We start from the raw sequence: 26,701 nt of genomic DNA on the forward strand, positions 1-26,701 counted from the left end.
CGCCAAAGCCCGAAATGTCTGTGCCTCGCTGTTATTAATTCACCTTGGTATGGCGACCAATGCGTCCCCGGGTGTCAGGTTCACCCTGTTGTGTCATAGGAACATTGGATTGGGCTAAGACCGTTTGTGCCCTCTGGAAGAGCACCCACTGAACGAACGAGACTGCTTTTTCTGTGGGCGCGGTTGCTGTTCGCCATTGGCTGAACCGCGCCGGATCAATCGATTGAAATAATTATATGTGAAGAAAATGTGTGCAACGCGCACGAGCGATTACTATGCTCGGCAGGTCGATGGAAAAAGGAAAGGGGCTTCGATAAGGTCGCGGCTGATGGCGGCGTCTTGAAAGACGCAAAAAGCAAGAGATCTGGGAACGTCCAAAAGGCCGGAACATGAAAGAAGAAATCCTGAAACACCTGCGCAATTCGCAAGGCAAGGACGCGGCGCATTCATCCGTTTACGACTGGCGCGTGGCACTGTCGCTCGCTCTGCGCGACCGGATGGTTGATCATTGGTTTCGCAGCACGCGCGAAACCTATGAGAGCGGCGCGAAGCGCGTTTACTATCTGTCGATGGAATTTCTGATCGGACGCCTTGTCGAAGACACAGCGGCGAACCTTGGACTTGTTCAAGAAGCCAAGACTGCGTTGGCGGAACTGGGGCAAGACTATGAGGCTATCGTCCTGAATGAGCCGGATGCGGCCCTTGGCAATGGCGGTCTCGGTAGGCTTGCGGCCTGCTTCATGGATTCTCTCGCATCCCTTGGCATTCCCGCCTATGGCTACGGCATCCGTTACGAGCACGGGCTTTTCAAACAGGACTTCGTCGATGGAAGCCAGGTTGAGACCGCTGAGACCTGGCTGTCGCAGCGCAATGCCTGGGAGTTTGCACGTCCGGAAGTCCAGTTCCGCATCGGTTTCGGTGGTCATGTGGAACATCACGAAGGTAAGGCGCACTGGCACCCGTGGGAAACGGTTCTGGCAACAGCTTATGACACGCCGGTTATCGGTTGGAAGGGCAGTTGGGGCAACACCTTGCGTCTCTGGTCGGCCAAACCTGAAGCCAAATTCGATTTAAAGAGCTTCAATCGTGGCGACTATCTGGCGGCAGGCCGCTCCGAAGCATTGGCAAGAACGATTTCCCGTGTGCTTTACCCCGACGATACAACGGATGCCGGCAAGGAACTGCGTCTCAAGCAGGAATATTTCTTTACCGCGGCGTCAATCATGGATCTGCTGCGCCGTTTCCTGAGCGACCATGACAATATCCGAGAGTTACCAAACGCCGTCGCCATTCAGCTGAATGACACGCATCCGGCCATTGCCGGTCCGGAGCTTGTCCGCTTGATGGTGGATGAACATGATGTCCCGATGGCCGAAGCAATCGGGCTGGCGCGTCAGTGTCTGGGCTATACCAACCATACCTTGCTTCCCGAGGCGCTGGAGCGCTGGCATATCGGTCTATTGGGGCGGGTTCTTCCACGCCATCTGGAAATCATTCGCGCCATTGAGGACGACCAGCAGGCCAAGCACCCTGGCAGCCCGCGTATTCTGGAGCAGGACCATGTGCGTATGGGGGAACTTGCCTTCATCATGGCGCACAAGGTCAACGGCGTTTCCGCACTTCATACCGACCTTGTCAAGGAAACTGTCTTTGCGGATCTCAACCGCATTCATCCGAAGCGAATCGTCAACGAGACGAATGGCATTACACCGCGCCGCTGGCTGCACACCTGCAACGCTCCCTTGAGTGAACTGGTCACGCAGGAGATCGGCGAAGGCTGGGTCGGAGATCTGGAGCAGTTGAAGGCGCTCAATCAAAAGAGCGGCGATCGCACGTTTCTGGATGCTTTCAGCGCGGCCAAGCGGCAGAACAAGGAGCAACTGGCGGACTGGATCGCACAGAGCTGCGATATCCAGATCGATCCGGCGGCGATGTTCGATATCCAGATCAAACGTATTCACGAATACAAGCGCCAGCTCATGAATATCCTGGAGACGATCGCGCTCTGGAATGAAATGCATGACGCGCCGAATGCCGAATGGACACCGCGTGTGAAGATCTTCGGCGGTAAGGCCGCTCCCGGCTACCATGTTGCCAAGCAGATCATTCACCTGATCAACGATGTTGCCCGTGTGATCAACAATGACCGGGTGACAAAGGATCTGCTGAAGGTCGTTTATCCGCCGAACTACAACGTGACCATGGCCGAGCGGTTGATCCCTGCAGCCGATCTCTCCGAACAGATTTCCACGGCCGGCAAGGAGGCTTCTGGAACAGGCAACATGAAGTTCGCTCTGAACGGTGCCTTGACCATCGGGACCTTGGACGGCGCGAATGTCGAAATCCGCGAGCACGTTGGATCGGAGAACTTCTTCCTCTTCGGATTAACGGCACAAGAAGTGGTCGAGCGACGTCATGTTCATGGGTTTTCTCGGGCGGCCATCGAAGCAAGTCCACGCCTGACCCGTGTCCTCGGTCAGATTTTCGAAGGGGTGTTTTCTCCAAGTGACCCGTCACGCTACCACGGTCTGATTGGCACGCTCTATGACCACGATTATTTCCTCGTGACGTGTGATTTTGACAGCTATTTCGATACGCAAAGGCGTGTTGATGAAGTGTATCGCAATCCGCAGAACTGGGCGGCCATGGCGCTGCGCAATACCGCAAATATGGGTTGGTTCTCTTCCGACAGGACGATCAAAGGCTATGCGCGCGATATCTGGCAAGTGAACGCGTCCGAAAAAGTCAGACTGGAGCTGACGGGATGACACAAAACGCGCTGATCGATCTTGCGGAAGCGCGGGCCATTGCAGCCGGTGAGCATGGTGATCCGTTTTCGGTTCTCGGACTTCATGAGATTGATGGCGATCTGGTGTTGCGCTGTTTTCGCCCCGGTGCAGAAACCATTGAGGTACTGGAAGAGGGGTCAGGCAAGGCGCTGGTCAAGCTAAGCCCTGTTGAAGGCGTGGACAGCCTGTTTGCCGCCAAAGTGCCTCGCCGCCGGAAACGGTTTTCCTACCGGTTGCGCATGACACATGGCAGCGACGTCTGGACAGAAACTGATCCTTATGCATTCGGGCCAGTTCTGGGTGACATGGATGAGTACCTTTTGGGTGAGGGAACGCATGGCCGGCTGTGGCAGGCCCTGGGAGCTCATGTTGTCACGCACGAAGGCGTTGATGGAGTGCACTTTGCGGTCTGGGCGCCAAATGCCCGACGCGTTTCGGTCGTTGCGGACATCAACGGCTGGGATGGAAGAAGGCATATCATGCGTCGGCGCGGCGCTACGGGTGTCCATGAGATTTTCATCCCCAATGTCGGCGACGGCATGGCCTACAAATACGAGATTATCGGCAATTCCGGTGAACTCGTGCCGCTCAAGGCCGATCCGGTCGGGTTCGGTTCGGAGCATCCGCCCAAAACGGCGTCTGTCGTACGGGATCTGCGCGGGTATGAATGGAAAGACAATGACTGGATCGGCAAGCGGGGAGACCTGCAACGGTTCGACAAACCCATTTCCATTTATGAAGTGCACCTGGAATCCTGGCGGCGCGTTCCTGAGGATGGGAACCGCGCACTAACGTACCACGAGCTGGCTCAAGACCTCGTCAATTACGCGAAGGATCTTGGATTTTCCCACATCGAACTGACGCCGATTTCCGAATATCCGTTTGGCGGTTCATGGGGATACCAGCCGGTTGGCCTTTTTGCGCCCACAAGCCGGTTTGGGTCGCCGGACGATTTTCGCGCTTTTGTTGAAGCCTGCCATGCGGCAGACCTGGGACTGATCATTGACTGGGTGCCGGGACATTTTCCAACCGATCCCCATGGGCTCGGGCGGTTCGATGGTACAGCGCTTTATGAACATGCGGATCCCAAAGAAGGGTATCACCCGGACTGGAACACGCTGGTCTATAACTACGGGCGCACAGAAGTCTCCAACTATCTGATCACCAATGCGAAATACTGGCTTGAGGAGTTTCACATCGACGGTCTTCGGGTCGATGCGGTGGCCTCGATGCTGTATCGCGACTACTCGCGCAATGAAGGGGAGTGGGTACCGAACGTCCACGGAGGACGTGAAAACCTGGAAGCCATCGCCTTCATGAAACAGATGAACGAAGCGGTTTATGGAGCCGACCCGGGCATCATGACGATTGCCGAGGAGTCGACCGCATATCCAGGGGTGAGTGCACCCACGTCATCCGGGGGTCTTGGGTTCGGATTTAAATGGAACATGGGGTGGATGAACGACACCTTGCGTTACATGTCAGAAGATCCGGTGAACCGGAAGTATCACCATGACAAGATGACCTTCGGACTGCATTACGCATTTTCGGAAAACTTTGTTTTGCCACTTAGTCATGACGAGGTGGTCCATGGGAAAGGGTCCCTGATCGGACGCATGCCGGGCGACGATTGGCAGCGTTTCGCCAACTTGCGAGCCTATTACGGCTTCATGTGGGGACATCCGGGCAAGAAGCTGCTGTTCATGGGCGGTGAATTTGCGCAACCTTCGGAATGGAACCACGAGCAAAGCCTCGACTGGCATCTGCTGGAGTATCCGGCCCATGCCGGAATTCAGGCACTGATCCGCGATCTCAACGCACTCTATCGGTCCTTGCCTTCGCTTCATGAACTCGATTGTGTCGCCGAGGGGTTCCGGTGGATTGACGGCGGCAACGCCGAAGAATCTGTTTTCTCATGGGTCCGAAACGGCAAGGACGGAAGTGCGCCGGTTCTTGTTGTGGCGAACTTCACACCGGTCACCCGGACCGGCTACCGTATTGGTGTTCCTGAAGCCGGACGCTGGAGCGAGCGCCTGAACACGGATGCAGAGTCCTATGGCGGAAGCAATCAGGGCAATTCTGGGGAAGTGATCGCAGGTGCCGTCGCTGCCCATGGCTGCGAACACTCGATCGAAATTACCGTGCCGCCGCTGGCGACGCTCTTTTTTGAATATTGCGGAGAATAGCTGCGAAGAAACAAGAGACTGGGAGGCCTCGATGGAACAGGACAGACACAGACTGGCACAGCAAACACTTGCCTACGTGCTTGCAGGCGGCCGTGGCAGCCGGCTCAAGGAAATGACCGATATCCGGGCAAAACCGGCGGTCTATTTTGGCGGCAAGACACGCATTATCGACTTTGCCCTGTCCAATGCGGTCAATTCAGGTGTTCGAAGGATCTGTGTTGCGACACAATACAAGGCCCACAGCCTGATCCGGCATATTCAGCGCGGCTGGAGTTTCTTTCGTGCCGAACGCAATGAGTCTCTCGATATTCTGCCGGCATCGCAACAGCTTGATGAAGAGAACTGGTACAAGGGGACCGCCGACGCGGTGAACCAGAACATCAAGATCATTCGGAGTTATGATCCAAAATATATTCTCGTTCTGGCCGGCGATCATATCTACAAGCAAGACTACTCGATCATGATCGAGCAGCATGTGCGGACCGGGGCGAAAGTGACGGTCGGATGTCTGGAAGTGCCGCGGGAGGAGGCCAAGGGATTTGGCGTCATGGCTGTTGACGAGGCTGACAATATTCTGGACTTCGTTGAAAAGCCGGCTGATCCGCCAGCGATGCCTGGCGATCCCGAAAAGGCGTTGGCGAGCATGGGGATCTACGTTTTTGACGCAGAATACCTCTATGAACTTCTTCTGAAAGACGCCATCGATCCAAGTTCCAGTCACGACTTCGGCAAGGACATTATTCCGCAGATCGTTGCCGAGGGTGGAGCCATGGCTCATCCGTTCGGTCGCTCCTGCGTGATGTCCGGACTGGAATCCAAGCCCTATTGGCGTGATGTCGGGACGATAGATGCCTATTGGCAGGCCAATATCGATCTCACGGATTTTACGCCTGGGCTCGATATATATGCCAATGACTGGCCGATCTGGACCTATTCGGAACTGTCGCCCCCGGCGAAATTCATTCACAACGAAGAAGGCAGGCGCGGACAGGCCGTATCTTCGATGGTTTCCGGAGGCTGTATTGTGTCAGGGTCCTCGCTCTACAGGTGCTTGCTCTTCACTGGCGTCAAAACGCACTCCTATGCCGAGCTGGAAGGCGTTGTTGCGTTGCCATACAGCGAAGTCGGTCGGCGTGCCTATCTGAAAGATGTGGTTCTGGACCGTGGTGTGAAAGTTCCGCCAGGTCTGGTCGTGGGCGAAGACCCCGAACTTGATGCCAAGCGTTTCAGACGGACCGAACAGGGCATATGTCTGATCACGCAATCCATGATCGACAGACTGGAAACATGACATGAATGTCTTGATGGTGGCTTCGGAGTGCGCTCCGTTCGTGAAGACTGGAGGGTTGGCTGACGTGGTTGGCGCCCTGCCGCAGGCGTTGGCGCAGGTCGGTATCGACTGCCGCACGGTCCTGCCGGCCTATCCGTCTTTGCAGCCGCTTGTTGCCAAGGGCAAGGAGGTCGCCAGTTTTGGCGATCTTCCAGGCGGGGCCGGTCGTTTGGTTCAGGTGAAGGCCAAAGGCATTACGTTGCTTCTGCTGGATGCGCCGCGCCAGTTCGATCGCCCGGGCCAACCCTATACCGACCAGAACGGAGCGGATTGGGCGGACAACCATCAAAGATTTGCAGCTTTGGCGCAGGCGGCCGCTCGCATCAGCTTTGATGGGTTGGGCGACTGGCGTCCCGATGTCGTTCACGCGCACGATTGGCAGGCTGCGCTTGCGCCGGTCTATCTGAAACAGGAAGGTCGCGCGGGGCCGAAGTCGGTTCTGACCATCCATAACATTGCTTTTCAGGGACGGTACGGCGCTCATGTTCTGAACGAGCTTGGCTTGCGTGCCGACTGGTTCAACCCGGATGGATTGGAATATTATGGCGACGTCGGGTTTTTGAAAGGCGGCATGATGTTTGCCGACAGGATCACGACGGTCAGTCCGACTTATGCCCGTGAAATCCTGACACCTCATTTCGGCATGGGACTGGATGGTGTTTTGCACGCGCGCGCAAATAGTCTTTCGGGCATTTTGAACGGCATTGATACGAACATCTGGAACCCTGCGGACGACACAACGCTTGCCGCCACCTATGACAGCCGGAGCCTGCGCCGCAAGGACACAAACCGCAAAGAGATCAGCGAACACCTCGGGCTTGATCCGAAGTGCGACGGGCCGCTTTTTTGCGTAATCAGTCGCCTGACACACCAAAAAGGACTGGATGCTCTTGCAGGAGCCGTGCCGCACATTGTGGCGCGTGGTGGGCAATTGGCAGTTCTGGGGACAGGCGAACCAGGTCTTGAAGATGCGTTCCGCGAGGCGGCCGGTACATTCACGTCAAATGTGGGTGTCCATATTGGCTTTGACGAAGGCCTTGCGCATCTGCTGCAAGGTGGCAGCGACGCCATTCTCATTCCCTCGCGGTTCGAGCCGTGTGGATTGACCCAGCTTTGCGCACTGCGCTATGGAACTTTACCGGTCGTTGCTCGTACGGGTGGTCTGGCAGACACCGTGATCGATGCCAATGCAGCGGCGCTTGCCGCAAAATGCGCAACTGGTTTTGTCTTCGGAGATGTCAGCGTTGCAGGTGTCCAAGCGGCCATCGACCGGGTTGTGAGCTGTTATTCCAACAAGACCGCCTGGCAATCCATGCAGCGGGCGGCGATGCGACAGCCGGTGGATTGGGAACAGTCGGCTCAAGCCTATGCGAACCTTTACGGAGAACTCGCTGAATGAATGATCAATGCCGGGTCGCCCTGGAAATTGCGCCAGGCAGTCCGCATCGTCTTGGCGCGCATTTTGATGGAGACGGTACCAATTTCGCCGTCTTCTCTGAAAATGCCACGCGAGTGAAACTGTGCATCTTTTCAGCGGATGGGCTGCACGAGCTGCAAAGGATTGATCTGCCAGAACGAACTGGCTCTGTTTGGCATGGCTATCTGCAAGGCCTAAAGCCCGGCACGCTGTACGGTTATCGGGTTGAGGGTCCGTACACCCCGGAAAACGGACATCGGTTCAATCCGAACAAGTTGCTGCTCGATCCCTACACCCGGGAGTTCCACGGCCTCTTTTCCGAGCACCCATCCACTTTCGGGTATCAAGTAGGCTCTCCGCAGGTGGATCTATCTTTTGATGACCGGGACAGCGCTCCGCATGTTCCCAAATCAGTGGTTTCGGACCCGCTAAGTTTCCTAACTGATGCCAAAACGCTGGGCCGTGGTTGGGACGATGCGTTTTGCTATGAAGCCCATGTGAAGGGGACAACCAAGCTACATCCCGCAGTGGCAGAAACGCTGCGCGGAACATATGACGGTCTTTCCTCTCCGGCCTTTCTGGAGCACCTCACCAGACTGGGTGTCACCGCTGTCGAGCTGTTGCCTGTTCAGGCCCTGAAGTCAGAAGGCGCACTTCAGGCGCGATCGCTCGTCAACTACTGGGGATACAATACAATCGGGTTTTTCGCACCCGAACCGCGCTACTTCGGACCTTCAGGGGTCCTCGGGTTTCGAGCGATGGTGGACCGGTTCCACGAGGCCGGGATAGAGGTGATCCTCGACGTGGTCTACAACCATTCCGGAGAAGGCGATCACCTGGGCCCAACACTCAGTTTTCGGGGGCTGGACAATGCGTCTTACTACAGGCTCCTGGACGGCCAACGCCGTTACTACGTCAATGATACGGGATGTGGGAACACATTGAACGTGAGTCATCCGTTCGTGCTGCGCATGGTCATGGACAGTTTGCGTTTCTGGGTTCAGACGATGGGCGTCGACGGGTTCCGGTTCGATCTTGCCGTCAGTCTTTGCCGTGAAAGACATGGCTTCGATATGCACGGTGGTTTTCTGGATTCTCTGCGGCAAGACCCCGTTCTTGCGGGCGTCAAGTTGATTGCCGAACCCTGGGATGTCGGTCCGGGGGGATACCAGCTTGGCAAGTTTCCACCCCCCTTTGCCGAGTGGAACGACCGGTATCGGGATACGGTTCGCCGCTTCTGGCGAGGTGACGGGCATAGCGCGCAGGATCTGGGCTCAGCGCTGCTGGGGTCAGCCGATCTTTTTGACACAGGAGGGCGGCGAAGCTGGTCATCGGTCAACTTTGCAGCGGCTCATGACGGTTTCACGCTTGCTGACACCACGCGCTATGTGAAGCGCCACAACGAAGCAAACGGCGAAAACAATCGCGATGGCCACCAAAGCAACTACAGCGACAATTTCGGCGTTGAGGGGATGAGCGACGATACGGTCATTGTCGAGGCTCGACGCCAAAGGGTTCGCAACATCCTGGCCACGGTGCTGCTGTCGCAGGGAACGCCGATGATCCTGGCAGGTGACGAGGGCGGTAACAGTCAGGATGGCAATAACAACGCTTATTGTCAGGACAACGAGACGAGCTGGATCGACTGGCAGTCGCTTGATGATGGATTGATCGAATTTACATCGGCTCTCTCCGGTTTCCGCCGCAGACATGCGGCCGTCCGGCAGAACAGTTTTCTGCACGGTATGAGCCGCACGACCGATGGCAGACCTGATGTGGAATGGCGGGATTTTGATGGATCGGCGCTAAATTGGCGCGACCCCGGCCTTTCCAGTTTGTGCCTGCTGCTGCGCGGGTGCGCCGAATGTTCTGCCGGTCTTCAGTCCGAAGATGAGGTTTTGCTCGCCTTTAATCGGGAGCCACGAGACCTGGAGCTGGTCTTGCCTGACAGCGGTACCGGGCAATGGATCTGGGAGATCAACAGTTCGTCGGACATACAGGTCGCCGAACCCGTGACGGGTGCGAGCGTGTTGGTTGCTCCGCAATCGGTTGCCGCCTTCACGCTGCGCCGTCACGAGGGTGCATGATGAGCGCGGACGTCAAGTTGCAGGCGTTGGCGCGGGAATCCGGCGTTTATCTTGAATTCCGAAACCTTGCGGGTCAAAAGCTGGAAGCAGAGCCACCAACCCTTCGGGCACTTCTCGGCGGGCTTGGAATTTCGACCGCAACGGATGCCGAGGTGTCCGAAGCCTTGGCGGAAAGCCAGGCGTCAAGGCACGGTCGTAAACTGCCTCAAGAATTGGTTTTGGAGGCAGGCAGCTCAACCAGCATTGCCGTACCAACCCGGTGTGACTGGAGCATTGTCACCGAAGATGGTGATGAAGTTCAGACAGGAACAAGCAGTACGGCCATTTCGATCTCCGATTTGCCGGTCGGCTATTTTTTGCTTCACGCTGCAGGTGAGGGCTGGGCTGAAGACCTGTTCCTGATGTCTCCACCTTCACACGCACCAAACCTTTCAGAGACTGCCGGCAGCAATCGCTGCTGGGGCGTGTGCGGCGCACTTTATGGCCTCAGATCACGGACCAACGGCGGGCTCGGAAACTATTCTGATCTTGGTGTCGCAGCCGCGGCTCTTGGGAGAAGCGGGGCGCAGTTCTTCGGTATCAATCCCATCCACGCGCTCGGTTGGGCCGCTGCAGAAACGATCAGCCCGTATTCTCCGACGCATCGCGGCTTCTTCAACACCGATCATCTGTCAGCAGCCAGTGATCTTGGGCCCGGACCGCGGGAGGAGCTGATCGACTATGCAGAATTCCGAGCGATGCACCGCGCTGTTCTGGAAACAGAATATGCTGTCTTCGCTCAGAAAAGTTCTGAAGCAGAGCAGGCCGAGTTTCGAGCCTTTTGTGAGGCTTCCGGCGAAGCGCTGAATGATTTTGCGACATTCGAAGCCTTGAGCGAGAAGCATGGTGAGGCTTTCCAAAGGTGGCCGAAGGCGCTTCAAGCTCCGGGAAGACAATCGCAGTTGGAGGCTGGGGAGCGCGCGACGTTTCACAAATGGATGCAATGGCGCGCGGAAGAGCAGATTGGAGCCGCACAGCAAAGTGCCACGTCGAGCGGCATGCGGCTCGGCCTCTATCTGGATCTTGCCGTCGGACCGCGCCGAGGCGGTGCTGAAGTTTGGACGAACGGCAATACGATTGCCGAAGGGATCTCCATCGGTGCTCCTCCTGATCATTTGAGCCCGAAAGGCCAATCCTGGGATCTGGCCGCGCATGCGCCGAACAAGCTCTCAGCCAACCATTATCAACCGCTCCGGTCCATGCTTGGGTCGTTGATGAACAAGTGCGGACTGCTTCGTATAGATCACGCACTTGGGCTTCTGCGAAGCTATTGGCTTCCGGATGACGGCAGTCCCGGTGGCTATGTTTCGCAACCCTTTGAGGCACTTCTGGCGGTGATTGCAATCGAAGCCTACCGAAACGGCTGCGTTGTCGTCGGTGAGGATCTTGGTCTGGTGCCGGATGGTTTCCGTGAGGGCTTGAACAAGGCCGGGCTCTATAGCTATGCGGTCTGGCAGTATGAAACCGACGATCAGGAGCAACTGGTCGCACCACAGGATCTTCGTCCCTTCAGTCTTGCTTGTTTCGGCACTCATGACACACCCACGATGGCAGGCTTCTGGCACGGAATTGATATTGACTGGTGGCGCGAAATCGGCTGGCTCAATTCCAACGAGACGCATGATCGTCACGGGGTGCGTGCGCATCAGCGCAATGGCCTGCGCAGGCTTTGTGAGTTGGGCGCAAATATGGATACCGGTCGAATTGGCGATACCATTCATGCCGGTCTTGCAGGATCACAAGCTGCAATGATTGCCATTCAACTGGATGACCTGTTTGGTGTCACGGAAGCGCAAAACCTTCCTGGTACGATCAACCAGCATCCCAACTGGCGTCGGAGGCTCCCGGTCCCAATAGAACAATTTCCCGTTGCCGCCTCTCCAGCGCGGCTTCGCGATCTGATGCCCACCACTCGCAATTCAATCCATGAGAACGAACAGAAAGGACTGGAACCATGTCCAAAGTGACACGCTCCTGCACACCCTTTTCAGGTCAAAAGCCAGGCACTTCCGGCTTGAGGAAAAAGACCCGTATCTTCATGGAACCTGGATATGTGGAGACGTTCGTTCAATCCGTCTTCAATGCGATTGGCGGTGTGCAAGACAAGACACTGGTTGTGGGTGGAGACGGGCGTTTCTTCAATGCCGAGGCCATTCAAACAATCCTGCGCATTGCCGCTGCAAACGGAGCCGCACGAGCAATCGTTGGTCAGAACGGATTGCTGTCAACACCAGCTGCATCGAACCTCATTCGAAAACGCAAGGCAAACGGTGGTCTGATCTTGTCGGCAAGTCACAATCCCGGCGGGATCGATGAAGATTTCGGATTGAAATACAATATTTCGAACGGTGGACCGGCTCCGGAAAGCGTGACGGCAGCGATCTTTGAAGAGACCTCAAAAATTGCGGAATATCACACGCTGGAAACGGATGATCTGGACCTGGAAAGGCTCGGAGAGCAGTCCTTGGGGTCCATGACAGTCGAGTTGGTCGACCCGGTAAAGGACTATGCGGAGCTGATGCGGCAGTTGTTCGATTTCGGCAAGATCCGGGATCTGATTGCCGGCGGTTTCACCTTGCGCTTTGATGCCATGCATGCCGTGACAGGCCCCTATGCCAAGGCAATCCTGGAAGACGAACTGGGAGCGCCTGCCGGTTCCGTTATCAACGCGGTTCCCTCGGTCGATTTCGGCAAGGGGCACCCTGATCCAAACCCGATTTGGGCGAAACCGCTGGTTGACTTGGTGATGTCTGAGCATGGTCCGGATTTCGCCGCCGCATCCGACGGTGATGGCGACCGAAACATGATTCTTGGCAAAGGTATCTATGTCACGCCGTCCGACAGTCTGGCCATTTTGGCAGCCAACGCACAACGTGCGCCGGGTTATGCCGCCGGACTTGCAGGGGTTGCACGATCCATGCCGACGAGTTCGGCCTGTGACCGGGTTGCGGAAAAACTTGGCATCGGTTGCTATGAAACGCCCACGGGATGGAAATTCTTCGGCAATCTGCTCGATGCCGGACGGGTCACATTATGCGGTGAAGAAAGCGCAGGCACCGGTTCGGACCATGTTCGGGAAAAGGACGGTCTTTGGGCTGTTCTGCTTTGGCTCAACATACTGGCGGAACGTGCCGTTTCCGTCCGTGATGTTCTTGAAGATCATTGGGCGACTTATGGCCGGAACTACTATTCGCGTCACGACTACGAGGCCGTCAGTGCAGACGCCGCACAGGAGATGATGGCCGATTTAATTGCCAGACTGCCAGAGCTTGAGGGCAAGACCGCGGGCAACTGCCAGGTGACTGCTGCCGACCAGTTTTCCTATCAGGATCCCGTCGATGGTTCCGTCAGCAACAATCAGGGGATCCGGATCTGGTTTGCGGGCGGCGGGCGCGGTGTCTTGCGTTTGTCCGGCACGGGAACGGAAGGCGCGACTTTGCGCGTTTACCTGGAACGCTATGCACCGACGGATGGCGATCTTGGCGTTGAGACACAGGCCGCGCTGAAAGACATCGCAGAGGCGGTCGCGGAGCTCAGCAGGTTGACACATTATACCGGCCGAACCGCCCCCGATGTGATGACCTGATGAGCCGGCGCGGCCTAAGGCAGCCTAGACAGACCGGGTAAGGCCACCATCTATGCGAAGGTTCTGTCCTGTCATATAGGTGCCGCCTTCCGAGGCCAGCCATGAAATAAGTGACGACACTTCCTGGGCACGACCGTAGCGACCCATAGGGATACGTGCACGCCTGTCTTCTGTTTCCGGCAGGCTGTCAATGAAGCCGGGCAGGACGTTGTTCATGCGAATGTTGTCGGCAGCGTATTTGTCGGCAAACAGTTTCGTGAAACCCGCAAGACCTGCCCTGAAGACGGCTGATGTCGGAAACAGAGGGTCGGGTTCGAACACCGCAAACGTGGAAATGTTGATGATACTGCCGCCGCCCTGGTTCTGCATGATGGGCGTCACGAGGCATGTCGGGCGGATTGCATTCAACAAGTAGACATCCATGCCCTTGTGCCAGTCGTCGTCGGAGATTTCCAGGACGGGGCCCTTTGGTCCATGACCTGCTGAATTGACCAGCACATCGACGCGCCCATAACGCTCCATGGCGCCATCGACCAGACGCTGCAGGTCACCGGTTTCCAGGTTTGAGCCGGTCACACCGAACCCTCCCAGTTCCTGGCCGAGACGTTCGCCTTTCCCGGAAGAAGACAGGATACCAATCTTGAATCCATCTTGCGCGAGCTGTTTTGCAGCATCCGCGCCCATGCCGCTGCCGCCAGCTGTAATGAGGGCTACTTTTTCTACAGTCATAATTGCGCTCCTTTGACCTGGTTCTGGCAAGGTATCTCGCATTTCCAGCGTTTACGAGCTATGTTTCGCGCGTTGTGAATGTAGAAAAACTATTGACATGTTATCTCAGTTACCGAACCTGAACGGGCTTAAAGCCTTTGAGGCAACCGGCCGGCATCTCAATTTTCGAGCTGCTGCGCAGGAACTTGGTGTCACGCAAGGGGCTGTGGCACAACAGGTCAGAGCGCTGGAAGCCGGGCTCGGGGTGATGCTGTTCGAGAGGCACTCGAAGGGATTGTCTTTCACGTCCGCCGGGCGCAGCTTTCATGGCCGGATATCTGAAGCCTTTGCTTTGATGCGGGGGGCGATGGAGGATCTTCGACCCGGCAGCGCACGTGTGATCATCAGCGTACCCCCAAGTTTTGCAGCAAAGTGGCTGATCCCAAACCTGCCTGACCTGAGTGCGGCGCATCCGGACATTGATCTCAGAGTGATGGCAACAGACAAGGTGTCCAGCTTTCGCACCGATGGTATTGATCTGGCAGTTCGCCTTGGCAGCCCGCCTTTCGGCGCCAGCCTTCAAGAACACCTGCTGTTTTCAAACGACATTCTAGCCGTGGCAGCACCTTCGCTGGTGAGGGACTGCGAATTGCCGTTGTCCGTATCGGAGCTCGCAGCACTGCCGAGACTGCATGACGATCATGATTTATGGCCACTCATTCTACGCGAATGTGACACTGGGAGCGGTGAGGGTGCGCGCGGCATGCGGTTTAACCAGACAGCTCTGGCGCTCGATGCAGCTATTGCCGGACAGGGGGTAGCGCTCTCAAGCGGTTTTCTCGTCAGCCGTGATCTGGAAAGCGGCAGGCTGGCCGTGGTTGCCAGGACACATCTGGACAGTTCGTCAGCGCTTTATCTGCTGCACCGAAAGGGTGTGCAGCGATCATCGGCGGTGTTGCGAGTTGTTCACTGGCTCAGGGACATGGCAGGAAAGAGTTCGCCTCTCGAGCCACATCCCTGAAACGGTGTCAGCGGCCCATCCAGCCGCCATCCACGGTCATTACGGTACCGTGCATATAGTCGGATGCTGGAGACGCCAGAAAAACAGCCGGGCCTGCAAAGTCTTCTGCCTTGCCCCACCGTCCGGCCGGAATGCGCTCCAGGATCGATTTCGATCTGACCGGATCGTTCCGCAAAGCTTCCGTATTGTCTGTCGCGATGTAACCCGGCGCAATGGCGTTGACGTTAATGCCGTTGGCTGCCCACTCGTTTGCAAAGGCTTTGGTCAACTGCCCGATGCCACCCTTCGAGGCAGCATAGCCCGGAACGGTGATACCACCCTGGAATGTCAGCAACGATGCAGTGAAGATAACCTTCCCTGATCCTCTTTCGACCATGCCCTTGCCGATCTCACGGGTGAGTATGAATTGGGAAGACAAATTGACCTCAATGACCTCGTCCCAGATATCGTCACCGTGGTCCTGAAGCGGAGCGCGTTTGATGGTGCCGGCATTGTTGATCAGTATGTCGATCACCGGATGGTTGCGTTTGACCGCTTCAATAAAGGATATAAGGGCAGCCCGATCCGAGAAATCGCATTGATATGCGGAAAACTGCCGACCGAGGGCCGTTACCTCTCGCTCTACGTCGCTGCCCGAGGCTTCGAGACTTGCACTGACGGCAACGATATCTGCACCTGCTTCGGCAAGTGCCACGGCCATGGCCTTGCCGATACCCCGTTTTGCACCGGTGACAAGCGCGGTTTTGCCGGCAAGGTTGAAAGTGTCCAAAACGCTCATTTTCAATCCTTGGCAATCTGGATCATTGATTTGATGGCACTCGGGTTCTGCGTCAGTGCCGTGAAGGCAGTCTGAATTTCTCCAAGCGGTTTTATGTCCGTGATGAAGGAGGCGCAGTCGACGACACCCTCGTTCAAGAGACGCATGGCCGTGTCGTAGTCTTCTGGCCGGTAGACACGCGCGCCGAACAATTCAAGTTCTCTCCAGAAAAACTGAAAGAGGTCGATCGTCGGTTTGCTTGCATGGATGGCAACCATGACAATCCGGCCCCGTGTGGCGGCTGCAGCCGTCATTAGGTCGACACCGGGCTGACTGCCGGAAACTTCAAAAACAACGTCTGCCCCCTTGTTTCCGGTCAGCGCGTTGACCCTTTCAACCGGGTCCTCGGTTTTCGGGTTGATGGTCTTGAAGCCAAGTTTTGCGGCATAGGCCAGTCGGGTTTCGCTGATTTCACTGATGACGACATTGCCGCCTGCCTGGCGAGCGACAAGCGCGACCAGCAAACCGATCGGGCCTCCGCCAATCACGAGCACATCTTCATCTTTGACCAGTTTGGCCCGCTCAACGTCATGACAGGCAACAGCCAGTGGTTCGATCAAAGCAGCATGTGAAAGATCGAGGCCCTCGGGCAAAACGTGGATCGTATGCGCCGGTACGTTCCAGTATTCCTGAAAGGCACCTTCTGAATCGATGCCAATGAATTTGAGATTGTGACAAATGTGCTCATGCCCTGCATTGCAGGCCGGACAATCTCCGCAATGGTCCAGGGGCCTGACAACAATGCGCTGCCCCGTTGAAAGTCCTGTTACACCTTCGCCGGTTGCCGAAATTGTGCCGGACATTTCGTGGCCGATCGTTCTTTCAAAGCCAACACGTTTGTCCATGTGCCCGAGAAAGATATGCAAGTCGGTTCCGCAAATTCCGCAATAGGCGACTTTGATCTGCACCTCGCCGGGGCCCGGTGGCTGAACGTTTTTTTGCTCAAGTGAGAAGGTCTTGTCGCCGCGATAGACGGCTGCCTGGCTGATCATTTTGGCCTCTGAAATGTAAGCACTTTATGGGGGGCGAGTAGCGACCAGTCGAAACTGACGCCGGTTCCCGGCATCTCCGGTGCGCGCGCCAGATGATCTCTCACCTCTAGCGGCTGCCGCGTGTACTGGTCAATCGGAAAGGAGTGTACTTCGATCCAGCCTGCATTCGACTGCGCAGATACGAGACTGACATGAAGTTCCTGCATTCCGTGGCTGCAGATCGGCACACCATGTTGTCGGGACAGATCCGCGACTTGCAGGAAGCCGGTAATGCCACCGCAATTGGACGCATCCGGCTGGACAAAGCTCAGTTTCGCCTGGTCGAAGGCATATTCAAATTCATGGATCGTGTGCAGGTTTTCGCCCATTGCGAGGGACATGCCCGTTGCGTCTGCGATCTGGCCATATCCCTTGTAGTTATCGGGAATGGTGGGCTCCTCGAACCACAGCAGGTCGAAGGGTGCAAAGGCTTTTGCAGCCTTGATCGCCTCGTCGACGGACATTGAATAATTTGCATCGACCATAAAGGCAACGTTGGGGCCAATCAGGTTCCTGACCGCGGCCACACGCTCGACATCTTCCTCAAGCGTTGGTTGCCCGATCTTGATCTTGACGCCGTTGAAGCCGCGATCGAGGTAGCTCTGAACACTGTCGAGCAACTTTGGCAACGGAAAATTCAGATCAATTCCGCCGCAATAGGCCTTGCAGGAACTGTCTGCTCCGCCGGCAAGCTTCCACAATGGCCACTCGCGGGATTTGCCGCGAATGTCCCACATGGCAATGTCGAGCGCAGAGATGGCAAAGGACGCGATGCCGCCTCTGGCGACATAGTGGACATGCCATTGCATGCCGTCATAAAGCCCCTCGACACAGGCGGCGTCCTGTCCGATCAGAAACGGTGCAAGGTCATGGTGGATCATTGCCGCGATGGCATGACCGCCTTTGCCGCCGGTGTAGGTGTAACCTGTGCCGGTGGAGCCGTCCTCGAGTGTGACCGTTGCCGTTACGAGTTCAAACAGCGTGTGCGTGCCGTGTTTCGCGTCAACCAGCACCTCAGCCAGGGGAACGTGGAAGAGCTTTGTCTCGATGGATTTGATTGCTGCCATCAGCCTTGCCCCACAACCGTGTTGCGGTTCATCACACGGGTCTGGAACAAAATGACCGCAAAGAGAAATGCACCACGGATAACCATCTGCCAGTAAGCACTGAAGCTGATCCACCCCTTACCGTTTTCAAAGTTGAGAATGTTGAAGACAAGACCAAGAAGCAAGGCCCCGGCAACCGTTGCCGGTATGGACCCCAGTCCACCGGTCAGCAACGTGCCGCCAACCACAACGGAGGCGATGGCCGAAAGCTCCCAGCCGACACCTTCCAGTGGCTGCCCGGCACCGAAACCGGACGCGAGAAAAACACCGGCCAGACCCGCGCAGCCACCCGACAGCGCATAGGCGAAAATCTTTGCTCGATTGACCTTGAGCCCCATCATCACGGAAGCGTCTTCGCCGCCACCAACAGCCAGAATGGTTCTGCCGATGCTTGTCATTTCCAGCACGATCCAGAGCGCCACGACCAGGATAGCGACGAGCACGATAGTCCAGGGAACAACATCAAATGCCTTTTCCATGCCGAGCTTGGTGAAGTTGGACCCCCAATCGACCGAGATGGTTTGCGCTCCGGAAATCACAAGCGAGCCCCCCTTTGCGCCGAGCATCGTCGCAAGCGTCGTGATGAAAGGAGGAATCCGCAGATAGACGATGCAGATCGCATTGAAGAGACCGAAGGCAACACCGGATAGGATTGCCAGGGGCATCGCAACTTCGATCCCGTATGGGCTGAGGTAAGCTGCGACGACCGACGTGAATGCGGCAACCGAACCGACCGACAGGTCTATGCCACCGGTCAGGATAACGAAGCACATGCCGACCGAGATCGCGATGAACATGGCGTTGTAGTTCAGGAACGACGTGATGTTATAGGCGCTGCCGAAGTTGTCGTAGCGCATCAGTCCGAACGCGATCAGAACGATCAGCGCGATCCAGACGGCGACAGATTGCGGGTTGCGGGAAATATATTTCCGCAGGTCAAAAGCGTTTTGATCAAGCACGGATCATTCCTTTCGCGCTTGCTGGATGTAGACCGCAGCCAGAATGATCACAGCTTTGGCAATCAGGGCGACTTCGTCTTCAACGCCATTGGCAAGCAGCGTGTATTTGACAAGCTGGATGATAACCGCGCCAAGAATGGCGCCGAAGATCGGGGCCTTGCCACCCTGAAGCAGCGCACCACCAACAACCGCTGCCGCGATTGCATCAAGTTCCATCAGGTTGCCGTTGCGCGCTGCATCCGAGGCCGAGTTGATGGCGACAACGATAAGTCCTGCGAGGCCGGACAGAACCGAACAGATGACATAGGCACCGATCTTGACCCGGCGAACAGGTCCGCCGGAGAGTTTAGCGGCGCGTTCATTGCCACCGATCGCAAGCAGGTAACGGCCGAAAATGGTCCTGTTGACCAGCCAGAACAGCAAGCAGGCAATTGCGATTGCCAGCCAGCCCTGAAACGGAAAGCCTAGGATCTTTCCCGTACCGAGGTAACTGAACTCGGGATTGGAAAAGGTCTGAAGATTGCCGTTGGTCAGTACCTGGGCAATGCCACGGCCTGAAATGAACAGGATCAGCGTTGCGATAATCGGTTGAACCTTCAAGACAGCGACGATCGCGCCGTTGAACAATCCGCAGACAAGAGCTGCGACGAGTGGAAAGAAAAGCGCAGCCAGAAGTCCCAGTACCGGGTAGGTGGTGCCGAAATCGGAAAGGAAAATGAGCGGTGCAAGCGCACCGCTCAGTGCCATGACAGCGCCGACAGACAGGTCAATGCCACCGGTCGCTATCACCAATGTCATGCCCATTGCGACAATCGCAATTGTTGCCACCTGGGAGATGTTGACGGCCAGTGTCTGCGCCTGCAGGAAATTTGGCGTGACGAGGATGTTGAAGATCAGAATGACTGCCAGGGCAACAAGCCCTCCATGCTGCTTCAACCGGTTCGTGAAATCTGTTCGCATGGGTTCTTCAGACGTGAGGCTGGTCATAATGCAGGCTCCTCGTGATGTGCGAGGGCCCTGACGAGCGCGTTCTCGGTGATGCCGGGGTTGGTGAGCTCTGAAACGGCCTTGCCTTCGTGCATCACAACAATGCGATTGGCGCCTTCGACCAGCTCTTCGAATTCGGAACTGATCAAAATAACCGCGTGACCTTCATCGACAAAGTTCCGGATGATGGTCTGGATCTCGCGTTTTGCGCCGACATCAACCCCCCTCGTTGGTTCATCCAGAATGAGGATGTCAGGCTTGGTCGCCAGCCAGCGTGCAAGGAGCACCTTTTGCTGGTTGCCGCCGGACAACTCCCGGATCGGCTGATCCATATGGGCCGTCTTGATCCCGAGCTGCTTGATGAAGTCTTCGACAAGCGCCTTTTCGCGTTCGAGATCAATCTGTCCGCTCTTTCGAAGGTGCGGCAGCAGGGCCAGCGTCAGGTTCTCCCGCACCGACATATGCGGGATGATGCCTTCCGCTTTGCGGTCTTCCGTCAGAAATCCGATCCGGGCCTTGATGGCTTCGGCCGGTTCTGTGGGCTCGTATGGCGCACCTTTCAGATGCATGTCACCGCTGGTCAGGGGATCCAGTCCGAAGATGGAACGGGCGGCTTCCGTTCTGCCTGCGCCGAGCAAGCCACCAAGGCCGACGATCTCGCCGCGGTGAAGGGTCATGGAAAAATCGGTCAGGCGAGGTCCGGTTGAGACCTTGTCCACTTGAAGCACGATTTCTTCAAAGTCCTGTTTGCCGCCTGAAAGCTCTGTCAGACCTTCCGCGGCAATTTCTTCTGCATCGCGTCCGAGCATGGCAGCGATCAGGTCCAGTTTTGACGTGTCTGCAATCGTCTCGCACCCGACCGTCTGTCCGTCGCGCATGATGGTGACGCGATCGCAGATCTGGAACAATTCATCCAGGAAGTGGGACACATAGAGAACCGAGACGCCAGATGACTTGAGCTCGCGCACGACACTGAACAGGATTTCAACCTCAGAACTGTCGAGCGAAGATGTCGGTTCGTCCATGATGACAAGTTTGGCATCCATGGAAACCGCCCTGGCAATCGCGACAAGCTGCTGAATTGCGGTCGAATAACTGCCGAGAGGCGCGGTCACATCGATGTCGATGCCAAAGCGCGAGAGAATTTCACGGGTTCGTCTGTGTGCTTCAGGCCAGTTGATGAGAAAGCCGAGCGATCTGGGCTCCTGGCCCATGACGACATTTTCGCTGACAGAACGCAGCGGCACCAGGTTCAGTTCCTGATAAATCGTCGCGATGCCGGTTTCCTGTGCTTCTCTGGGAGAGGTCAGGTGACTGGGTGCTCCGGTGAATTCGATGTCGCCCTCGTCGCGCCTGTAAAGGCCGGTCAGAATCTTGATTAGGGTGGATTTGCCCGCACCATTTTGACCGATCAGGGCGTGGACTTCTCCCGGTTCGATTTCAAGCGAAGCGCGTCTGAGTGCTGGCACCCCACCGAAATGCTTCTTTATCCCAGACATGGCTAATAGCGGCGCCATATCCACTCCAGTTCGGATTTCAGAATTCAAGAAAATGCCGGAAGGGATGTCCCTTCCGGCAGGCGGGGTTCAGTAGGCCTCGTCGATGTGCTTCGCTGCATTTTCGGGAGTAAAAATGCGGTCTTTCACCTGAACCCATGGTTCGATGGTTTCGCCAGCGGCGTAACGCTTCATGGTTTCGCAAGCGAGCGGTCCGAAGAAAGGTGAGCTTTCAACGGTGACGCCCATCTTTCCGTCGATGATCGCCTGCAAAGCGTCCCGGGTCCCGTCGATCGAGACGACCAGAACATCCTGACCAGGCTTGCGGCCTGCCAGTTCGAGTGCCTGAATAGCGCCAATCGCCATCTCGTCGTTATGGGCATAGACAATGTTCACGTCCGGATGAGCCTGAAGCAGTGTCTCCATGACCTGGCGTCCGAGGTCGCGCGCAAAATCGCCTGACTGGGATGCAACAATTTCAAAGCGGCTATCTTGCGTAATGCGATCGTCAAAACCCTTCTTGCGGTCGTTGGCCGGTGAAGATCCGGTCGTGCCTTCCAGCTGAACGATGACACCCTTGTCGCCCTCGAAGTTTTCGATTGTCCACTCGGCGACCCTGCGGCCCTGATCAATGAAGTCAGAACCAAGGAAGGCAACGAAGTCTTCGCCAGGCTTGGCTGCATTCGGGTCGACAGAACGGTCAACGAGGAATGTCGGTATGCCGGCAGCTTTGGCTTTCTTCACTGCAGGAATGAGTGGCTTTTCCTCGCGCGGGGGCAAGAACAGGACGTCGATGCCTTGAGCAATCATGCTGTCGACATCGGCCACCTGCTTTGCGGCAGAGCCTGCAGCATCGGTCGCAATAAGATCCCAGCCGCAGCTGTCAGCGGTGTCGTGGAAGGATTTGGTTTCCGCGATGCGCCAGGGGTTGTTGGATTCCATCTGCGCAAACCCGACCTTGTAGCGGTCTTTTTGCTCCAGCGGCGGAAGTCCGGATGCCGATGCCATTGTCGTCATCGCGCCGATTGCAACGGCAGTTGCCATCAAGAGAGTACGTTTCATTTTTTCCTCCACAAAGGTGCGGCCAAAATCCTCCGGGCCGCTTCTATGAGGCGCTAACCCCAATTCAGATAAGCTGTCTGCTTGCGCAGATAGTTGTCGAAGCCATAGCGGCCGTCTTCACCTCCAAGTCCGGACATGCCCCAACCGGTATGGAAACCTTGAACGGCTTCGCCATTCGACCGGTTGAGGTAGAGTTCGCCGAATTTCAGGAGGTAGGGTGCACGTGCCAGTCTTTTGTAGTTATTGGTGAAGAGATAAGCCGAGAGGCCAAACTGGGTATCGTTGGCCAGTTGTACAGCTTCCTCAAAACTGTCGATCCGCATTGCGGTTGCCACCGGTCCGAATACCTCGTCGCGTATTGCCGGCAGGCTGTTGTTCTTGGTTTCCAGAACGGTCGGCGCAAGCCAGTGCCCCTTCTGATAAGCACCGTTATCCAGGATGCCGCCTTCCAGAAGCACTTCAGCGCCGGAATTGATGCTGGCGGCGACGATCTGTGCGACCTTGTCACGCTCAAACCGGCTCACTTTGGGTCCTAGATCAACTGGACTCAGCGGATCACCGATGGTCAGGTCTTTGGAAGCCTGGACGAACTTTTCGAGAAATTCGTCCGCGATCCCGCGATGCAGATACATGCGTTCGTTGCAGGTGCAGATCTGTCCGCAATTGGTGTAACGGGCTGCGACAGCTGCGCTGACTGCGGCGTCTATGTCGGCATCCTCCATGACAATGAAAGGGGCCTTGCCGCCGAGTTCCAGCCGGATGACCTTGATAAGATCTGCGCTGGCCCGATAGATCTCCTGACCGGCACGGGTGCTGCCAGTCATGGTAACAAGATTGGAAAGCTGGCTCTTGACCAGGGTTTCTCCGACAACGCGACCGCGTCCGGTGACGACGTTGAAGACCCCGGCAGGAATGCCGACTTTTTCACTTAACGCTGCCAAGGCAAGACCTGAAAGGGGGGTTGCCTCGTGGGACAACAAGACGAACGTGTTGCCTGCAACCAACGCAGGGCCAAGCTTTCGAGCAGCCAGCGCGGAAGGGTAGTTCCAGGCTGTCAGGCCGACCACAACACCATAGGGATGGCGGCGAATGTGGATTTCCTCACAGGTATTGTCGGATGTGACGATGTCGCCCTCAATCCGCCGCGCGTTTTCAGCCGCGTAGCGCAAGAAAGTCTGCGTCGCACCAATTTCGTCATGTGCGTGGGCCAGAGGTTTGCCTTGCTCAAGGCTCACCAGTCGCGCCAACCCATCCTGATTTGTTTCAATTTCATCTGCCAGTGCAGCTACCGCTTTACCACGTTCAATTGCGGGCAACGCGGCCCACGCGGGTTGTGCGGCCTGGGCGGATTTAAGAGCGGTGACAGCGTCTTCCTCGGTTCCTTCGATGATCGTTGCCAAAATGGCCTCGGTCGCAGGATTTTCGACTTCAATTGCCGCACTGGAATCACGCATTATCCAACGGCCGTTGATGTACATGCCCGCGGAAATGGGTCGCCCATCGGTAAATGTGAAATCGAACACTAAGCTAACGCCTTTTGGTATGACCAAACTAAATTTAATAAGGTGCAGGGAAGTGGAAATGTCAAACCAAATTTGAACAAGCAGTGCGAAAAATTTCTTAAATAATTGAAATAAAACGCTAAAATTCTTAATCAGAAAATAGCTTTGAAAAAATGGTTTTACCAAGAGTTATTTTCTGTCATACCAAAAAGGCGATCAATAGAGGGTTGAGATGGAAAATAGAACTTCCGTGGAGATCGGTAACGACGCTGGGCGTGCTGCTGACAATGTGGTGGCAGCGCTCGAAGCACAGATCGCGTCAGGGCAGCTCAAAAACAGAGCGCCGCTACCGGCTGAGCGAGAGTTGATGGAACAGTTCGGCACAAGTCGAACAGTGATCCGTGAGGCTATTTCAAAGCTGTCGAGCCGCGGCCTGGTCGAAACGCGGCCGCGCTTCAGGCCGATTGTGCGCAAACCCGACTATGCGACCGTTCTGCACGCGTGCGGGAATGTCGTGCAGCATCTTCTAACGGACAAGACCGGCATCAAGAACCTCTATGACAGCCGTGTCTTTATGGAGCGTGCTCTAGTTCGCGATGCGGCGATGTCGGCGCGCAAAGAAGACATTGTCGACCTGAAAACCGCGCTGGAGAACAATCGCAAGGCTATCCCGGATTCACTGGAGTTCTACAAGACCGATGTGGCGTTTCATGGCGTACTTTACCGGATACCAAGAAATCCGATTTTTCCCGCCATTCACGAAGGCTACACCTCATGGCTGGCTCCGCAGTGGGACCAGATGCTGCGTTCGCCGGAGAGGAACGAGGTGAACTACATCGCTCATAAGGCAATTCTGGATGCCATTCTGGAGCGAGATCCGGCTGCCGCGGAAGAAGCTCTGACCAATCACCTCAAAGCGGCATGGGAGTTTGTCCGGGTGACATTTGACTGGGGAGAGGAATGACTGCGGCCTATGACTATATCGTTGTCGGGGGTGGGTCCGGTGGTGCAGTCGCGGCTGCACGGCTGGTCACAAAAGGCAATGCGCGGGTGCTTCTGCTGGAGGCCGGCCATTCTCATCGGCACCCACTCCTGGACATGCCCCCAGGCATCTTCAAAATGATCAATGGGTCCAAGTATATGAGGTACCACAAGACGGTTCCCCAACCGCATCTTGATGGCCGGGTGCATGACATCCCGCAGGGGCATGTTCTTGGGGGCGGATCTTCGGTCAATGCTCAGGTTTATATGCGCGGCAGACCGGGCGACTATGATGCCTGGAACGAGCTTCTTCGCGAAAACAACGATAATCCGGGCTGGTCCTGGTCCGATGTGTTGCCGCATTTCAGGGGCATGGAAGCCAATAACCGGTTGGCGGGGGACCTTCACGGAACTGATGGTGAAGTAAAAGTCTCCGATCCTGGCTATGTCGATACGATGTCTCGCTGGTTTGTCCAGTCGGTACAATCGCTCGGCGAACCTTACAATACCGATTTCAACGGAACTTCGCAGCGCGGTGTGGGCTTTTATCAGTTCACCAACCGCAACGGCAGACGCAGCTCGACCGCTTACGCTTTTCTTGAACCATTGAAAAACGATAGCCGGCTAACCATCAAGCTTCAGGCTGAGGTGGAGAAGATTATTGTTGAAAACGGGCGGGTCGTCGGTGTCCGGTACCGCGACCAGAATGGTGTTGAGACAGCTCACGCGGATGGCGAAGTCATTCTCGCGGCCGGTGCACTGGTTACACCCAAGGTTCTGATGTTGTCGGGGATCGGCGATCCGTCCCATCTTGCAGAGCACGACATCAAGGTGGAAGCGGATCTTCCGGGTGTCGGGCAGAATTTGATCGACCACCCGGAAGTGCCCATCACCGCATATGCCAACGGCCCGCACGGCTACTACCGTCAGGGCGAAGGGTGGCGAATGCTGTGGAACGGGATCCAGTACAAGGTATTCGGCAGCGGACGCATAACATCAGCGGGTGTCGAGGCCGGGGCTTTTGTCAATCCGCGTGATCGAACTGAAAACCCGACGATCCAGGCTTTTTGCGTGCCGATCGTCTATCTTGACCGCGATGCGCAGTCTGAACTGAAAGATGGCTACGGCGTCACCGTTACAACGGTGGTTGTAAAGCCGAAATCTCGTGGAGAGGTAAAACTGGCATCTGCCGATCCTGCCGACATGCCGATCGTGTGCCCCAATCTTCTGAAGCACGAAGAGGATATGGAGGAGATGATCGCCGGGCAGCGGTTTTTCCTGGAAGCGTTTCGCACCGACCCGCTTGCCTCCAGATTGCAACGGGTTGCTATCCCCGATGCAGCCGACACATCCGATGATGCGCTCAGGCAGCATTGCAAGAGGTTTGTCAAAACAAACTACCATCCCGCCGGTACGGCCCGGATGGGGGCGGACGGCGACACCATGGCGGTCCTTGATGCCAAACTCAGGGTGCGCGGTGTCGAGGGACTGCGCGTTTGCGATATGTCTGCTGTTCCGGATATCAATGCGGGCAATACAAATGCGCCGGCAATGATGCTGGGCTCAAGATGCGCTGAGTTTGTGCTGCAGCAATAAC

The 26,701-nt window shown here is 56.3% G+C and carries 19 protein-coding genes; 10 read left to right on the forward strand and 9 right to left on the reverse strand.

What is annotated here, in order from left to right; translation table 11 throughout:
* Positions 1-389 precede the first annotated feature (389 nt).
* The 7 genes from K1718_RS06975 to K1718_RS07005 are packed head-to-tail and all read left to right on the forward strand — an operon-like array spanning position 390 to position 13,434.
* Positions 390-2,768: a glycogen/starch/alpha-glucan phosphorylase gene (locus K1718_RS06975; RefSeq protein WP_265683307.1), complete on the forward strand. Its 2,379-nt coding sequence runs from the start codon at positions 390-392 to the stop codon at positions 2,766-2,768.
* Positions 2,765-4,975 (forward strand): 1,4-alpha-glucan branching protein GlgB, encoded by a 2,211-nt coding sequence (gene glgB, locus K1718_RS06980; protein WP_265683308.1) that lies wholly within the window; start codon positions 2,765-2,767, stop codon positions 4,973-4,975. Before K1718_RS06975 ends, glgB begins: the two co-directional genes overlap by 4 nt.
* A 31-nt stretch (positions 4,976-5,006) precedes the next feature.
* Complete coding sequence (gene glgC, locus K1718_RS06985; RefSeq protein WP_152500249.1) at positions 5,007-6,266, forward strand: glucose-1-phosphate adenylyltransferase; 1,260 nt, start codon at positions 5,007-5,009, stop codon at positions 6,264-6,266.
* Between the two features lies 1 nt (position 6,267).
* Entirely contained in the window at positions 6,268-7,704 is a 1,437-nt protein-coding gene (glgA, locus tag K1718_RS06990; protein ID WP_265683310.1) for a glycogen synthase GlgA, read from the forward strand.
* Positions 7,701-9,809 carry a glycogen debranching protein GlgX gene (gene glgX / locus K1718_RS06995; RefSeq protein ID WP_265683313.1) on the forward strand — a complete coding sequence of 703 codons (2,109 nt, stop codon included), beginning with the start codon at positions 7,701-7,703 and terminating at the stop codon, positions 9,807-9,809. Before glgA ends, glgX begins: the two co-directional genes overlap by 4 nt.
* The gene (gene malQ, locus K1718_RS07000) at positions 9,806-11,815 is read left to right on the forward strand and encodes a 4-alpha-glucanotransferase (RefSeq protein ID WP_265683315.1); all 2,010 of its coding nucleotides are present in this window, start codon (positions 9,806-9,808) and stop codon (positions 11,813-11,815) included. The genes glgX and malQ overlap by 4 nt, the downstream gene beginning before the upstream one ends.
* Positions 11,803-13,434 carry an alpha-D-glucose phosphate-specific phosphoglucomutase gene (locus K1718_RS07005; RefSeq protein ID WP_265683316.1) on the forward strand — a complete coding sequence of 544 codons (1,632 nt, stop codon included), beginning with the start codon at positions 11,803-11,805 and terminating at the stop codon, positions 13,432-13,434. Before malQ ends, K1718_RS07005 begins: the two co-directional genes overlap by 13 nt.
* Positions 13,435-13,458: 24 nt before the next feature.
* Here the strand turns inward: K1718_RS07005 and K1718_RS07010 are convergent, their stop codons facing one another.
* The gene (locus K1718_RS07010) at positions 13,459-14,163 is read right to left on the reverse strand and encodes an SDR family oxidoreductase (protein WP_265683318.1); all 705 of its coding nucleotides are present in this window, start codon (positions 14,161-14,163) and stop codon (positions 13,459-13,461) included.
* A gap of 97 nt (positions 14,164-14,260) precedes the next feature.
* On the opposite strand from K1718_RS07010, the gene K1718_RS07015 reads away from it, so the two are divergent.
* A complete protein-coding gene (locus K1718_RS07015; protein ID WP_265683320.1) occupies positions 14,261-15,163 on the forward strand; it encodes a LysR substrate-binding domain-containing protein in 903 nt (300 codons plus the stop codon).
* Positions 15,164-15,170: 7 nt separating this feature from the next.
* On the opposite strand, the gene K1718_RS07020 is transcribed toward K1718_RS07015, so the two are convergent.
* The 8 genes from K1718_RS07020 to K1718_RS07055 all read right to left on the reverse strand — a co-directional run bounded on the left by K1718_RS07020 (position 15,171) and on the right by K1718_RS07055 (position 24,075).
* A complete protein-coding gene (locus K1718_RS07020) occupies positions 15,171-15,941 on the reverse strand; it encodes an SDR family oxidoreductase (protein ID WP_265683321.1) in 771 nt (256 codons plus the stop codon).
* A 2-nt stretch (positions 15,942-15,943) separates the two neighbouring features.
* A complete protein-coding gene (locus tag K1718_RS07025; protein ID WP_265683323.1) occupies positions 15,944-16,972 on the reverse strand; it encodes a zinc-dependent alcohol dehydrogenase in 1,029 nt (342 codons plus the stop codon).
* Positions 16,969-18,078, reverse strand: coding sequence for a mandelate racemase/muconate lactonizing enzyme family protein (locus K1718_RS07030; protein WP_274706379.1), 1,110 nt, complete (start codon positions 18,076-18,078; stop codon positions 16,969-16,971). Before K1718_RS07030 ends, K1718_RS07025 begins: the two co-directional genes overlap by 4 nt.
* Positions 18,078-19,076: an ABC transporter permease gene (locus K1718_RS07035; protein WP_152500259.1), complete on the reverse strand. Its 999-nt coding sequence runs from the start codon at positions 19,074-19,076 to the stop codon at positions 18,078-18,080. The genes K1718_RS07030 and K1718_RS07035 overlap by 1 nt, the downstream gene beginning before the upstream one ends.
* A gap of 3 nt (positions 19,077-19,079) precedes the next feature.
* Positions 19,080-20,063 carry an ABC transporter permease gene (locus K1718_RS07040; RefSeq protein WP_265683326.1) on the reverse strand — a complete coding sequence of 328 codons (984 nt, stop codon included), beginning with the start codon at positions 20,061-20,063 and terminating at the stop codon, positions 19,080-19,082.
* A complete protein-coding gene (locus K1718_RS07045) occupies positions 20,060-21,580 on the reverse strand; it encodes a sugar ABC transporter ATP-binding protein (protein WP_265683328.1) in 1,521 nt (506 codons plus the stop codon). The genes K1718_RS07040 and K1718_RS07045 overlap by 4 nt, the downstream gene beginning before the upstream one ends.
* A 69-nt stretch (positions 21,581-21,649) precedes the next feature.
* On the reverse strand, positions 21,650-22,621 hold the full coding sequence (locus tag K1718_RS07050) for an ABC transporter substrate-binding protein (RefSeq protein WP_152500261.1): 972 nt from the start codon (positions 22,619-22,621) through the stop codon (positions 21,650-21,652).
* Positions 22,622-22,674: 53 nt separating this feature from the next.
* Entirely contained in the window at positions 22,675-24,075 is a 1,401-nt protein-coding gene (locus K1718_RS07055) for an aldehyde dehydrogenase family protein (protein ID WP_265683330.1), read from the reverse strand.
* 280 nt (positions 24,076-24,355) lie between these two features.
* On the opposite strand from K1718_RS07055, the gene K1718_RS07060 reads away from it, so the two are divergent.
* Positions 24,356-25,087, forward strand: a complete 732-nt coding sequence (locus tag K1718_RS07060; RefSeq protein ID WP_152500262.1) for an FCD domain-containing protein — start codon at positions 24,356-24,358, stop codon at positions 25,085-25,087.
* Entirely contained in the window at positions 25,084-26,700 is a 1,617-nt protein-coding gene (locus K1718_RS07065) for a GMC family oxidoreductase (RefSeq protein WP_265683331.1), read from the forward strand. Before K1718_RS07060 ends, K1718_RS07065 begins: the two co-directional genes overlap by 4 nt.
* The last annotated feature ends 1 nt before the right edge of the window (position 26,701 follow it).

It is taken from the genome of Roseibium porphyridii, assembly GCF_026191725.2.
In the GTDB taxonomy this organism is placed as follows: domain Bacteria; phylum Pseudomonadota; class Alphaproteobacteria; order Rhizobiales; family Stappiaceae; genus Roseibium; species Roseibium porphyridii.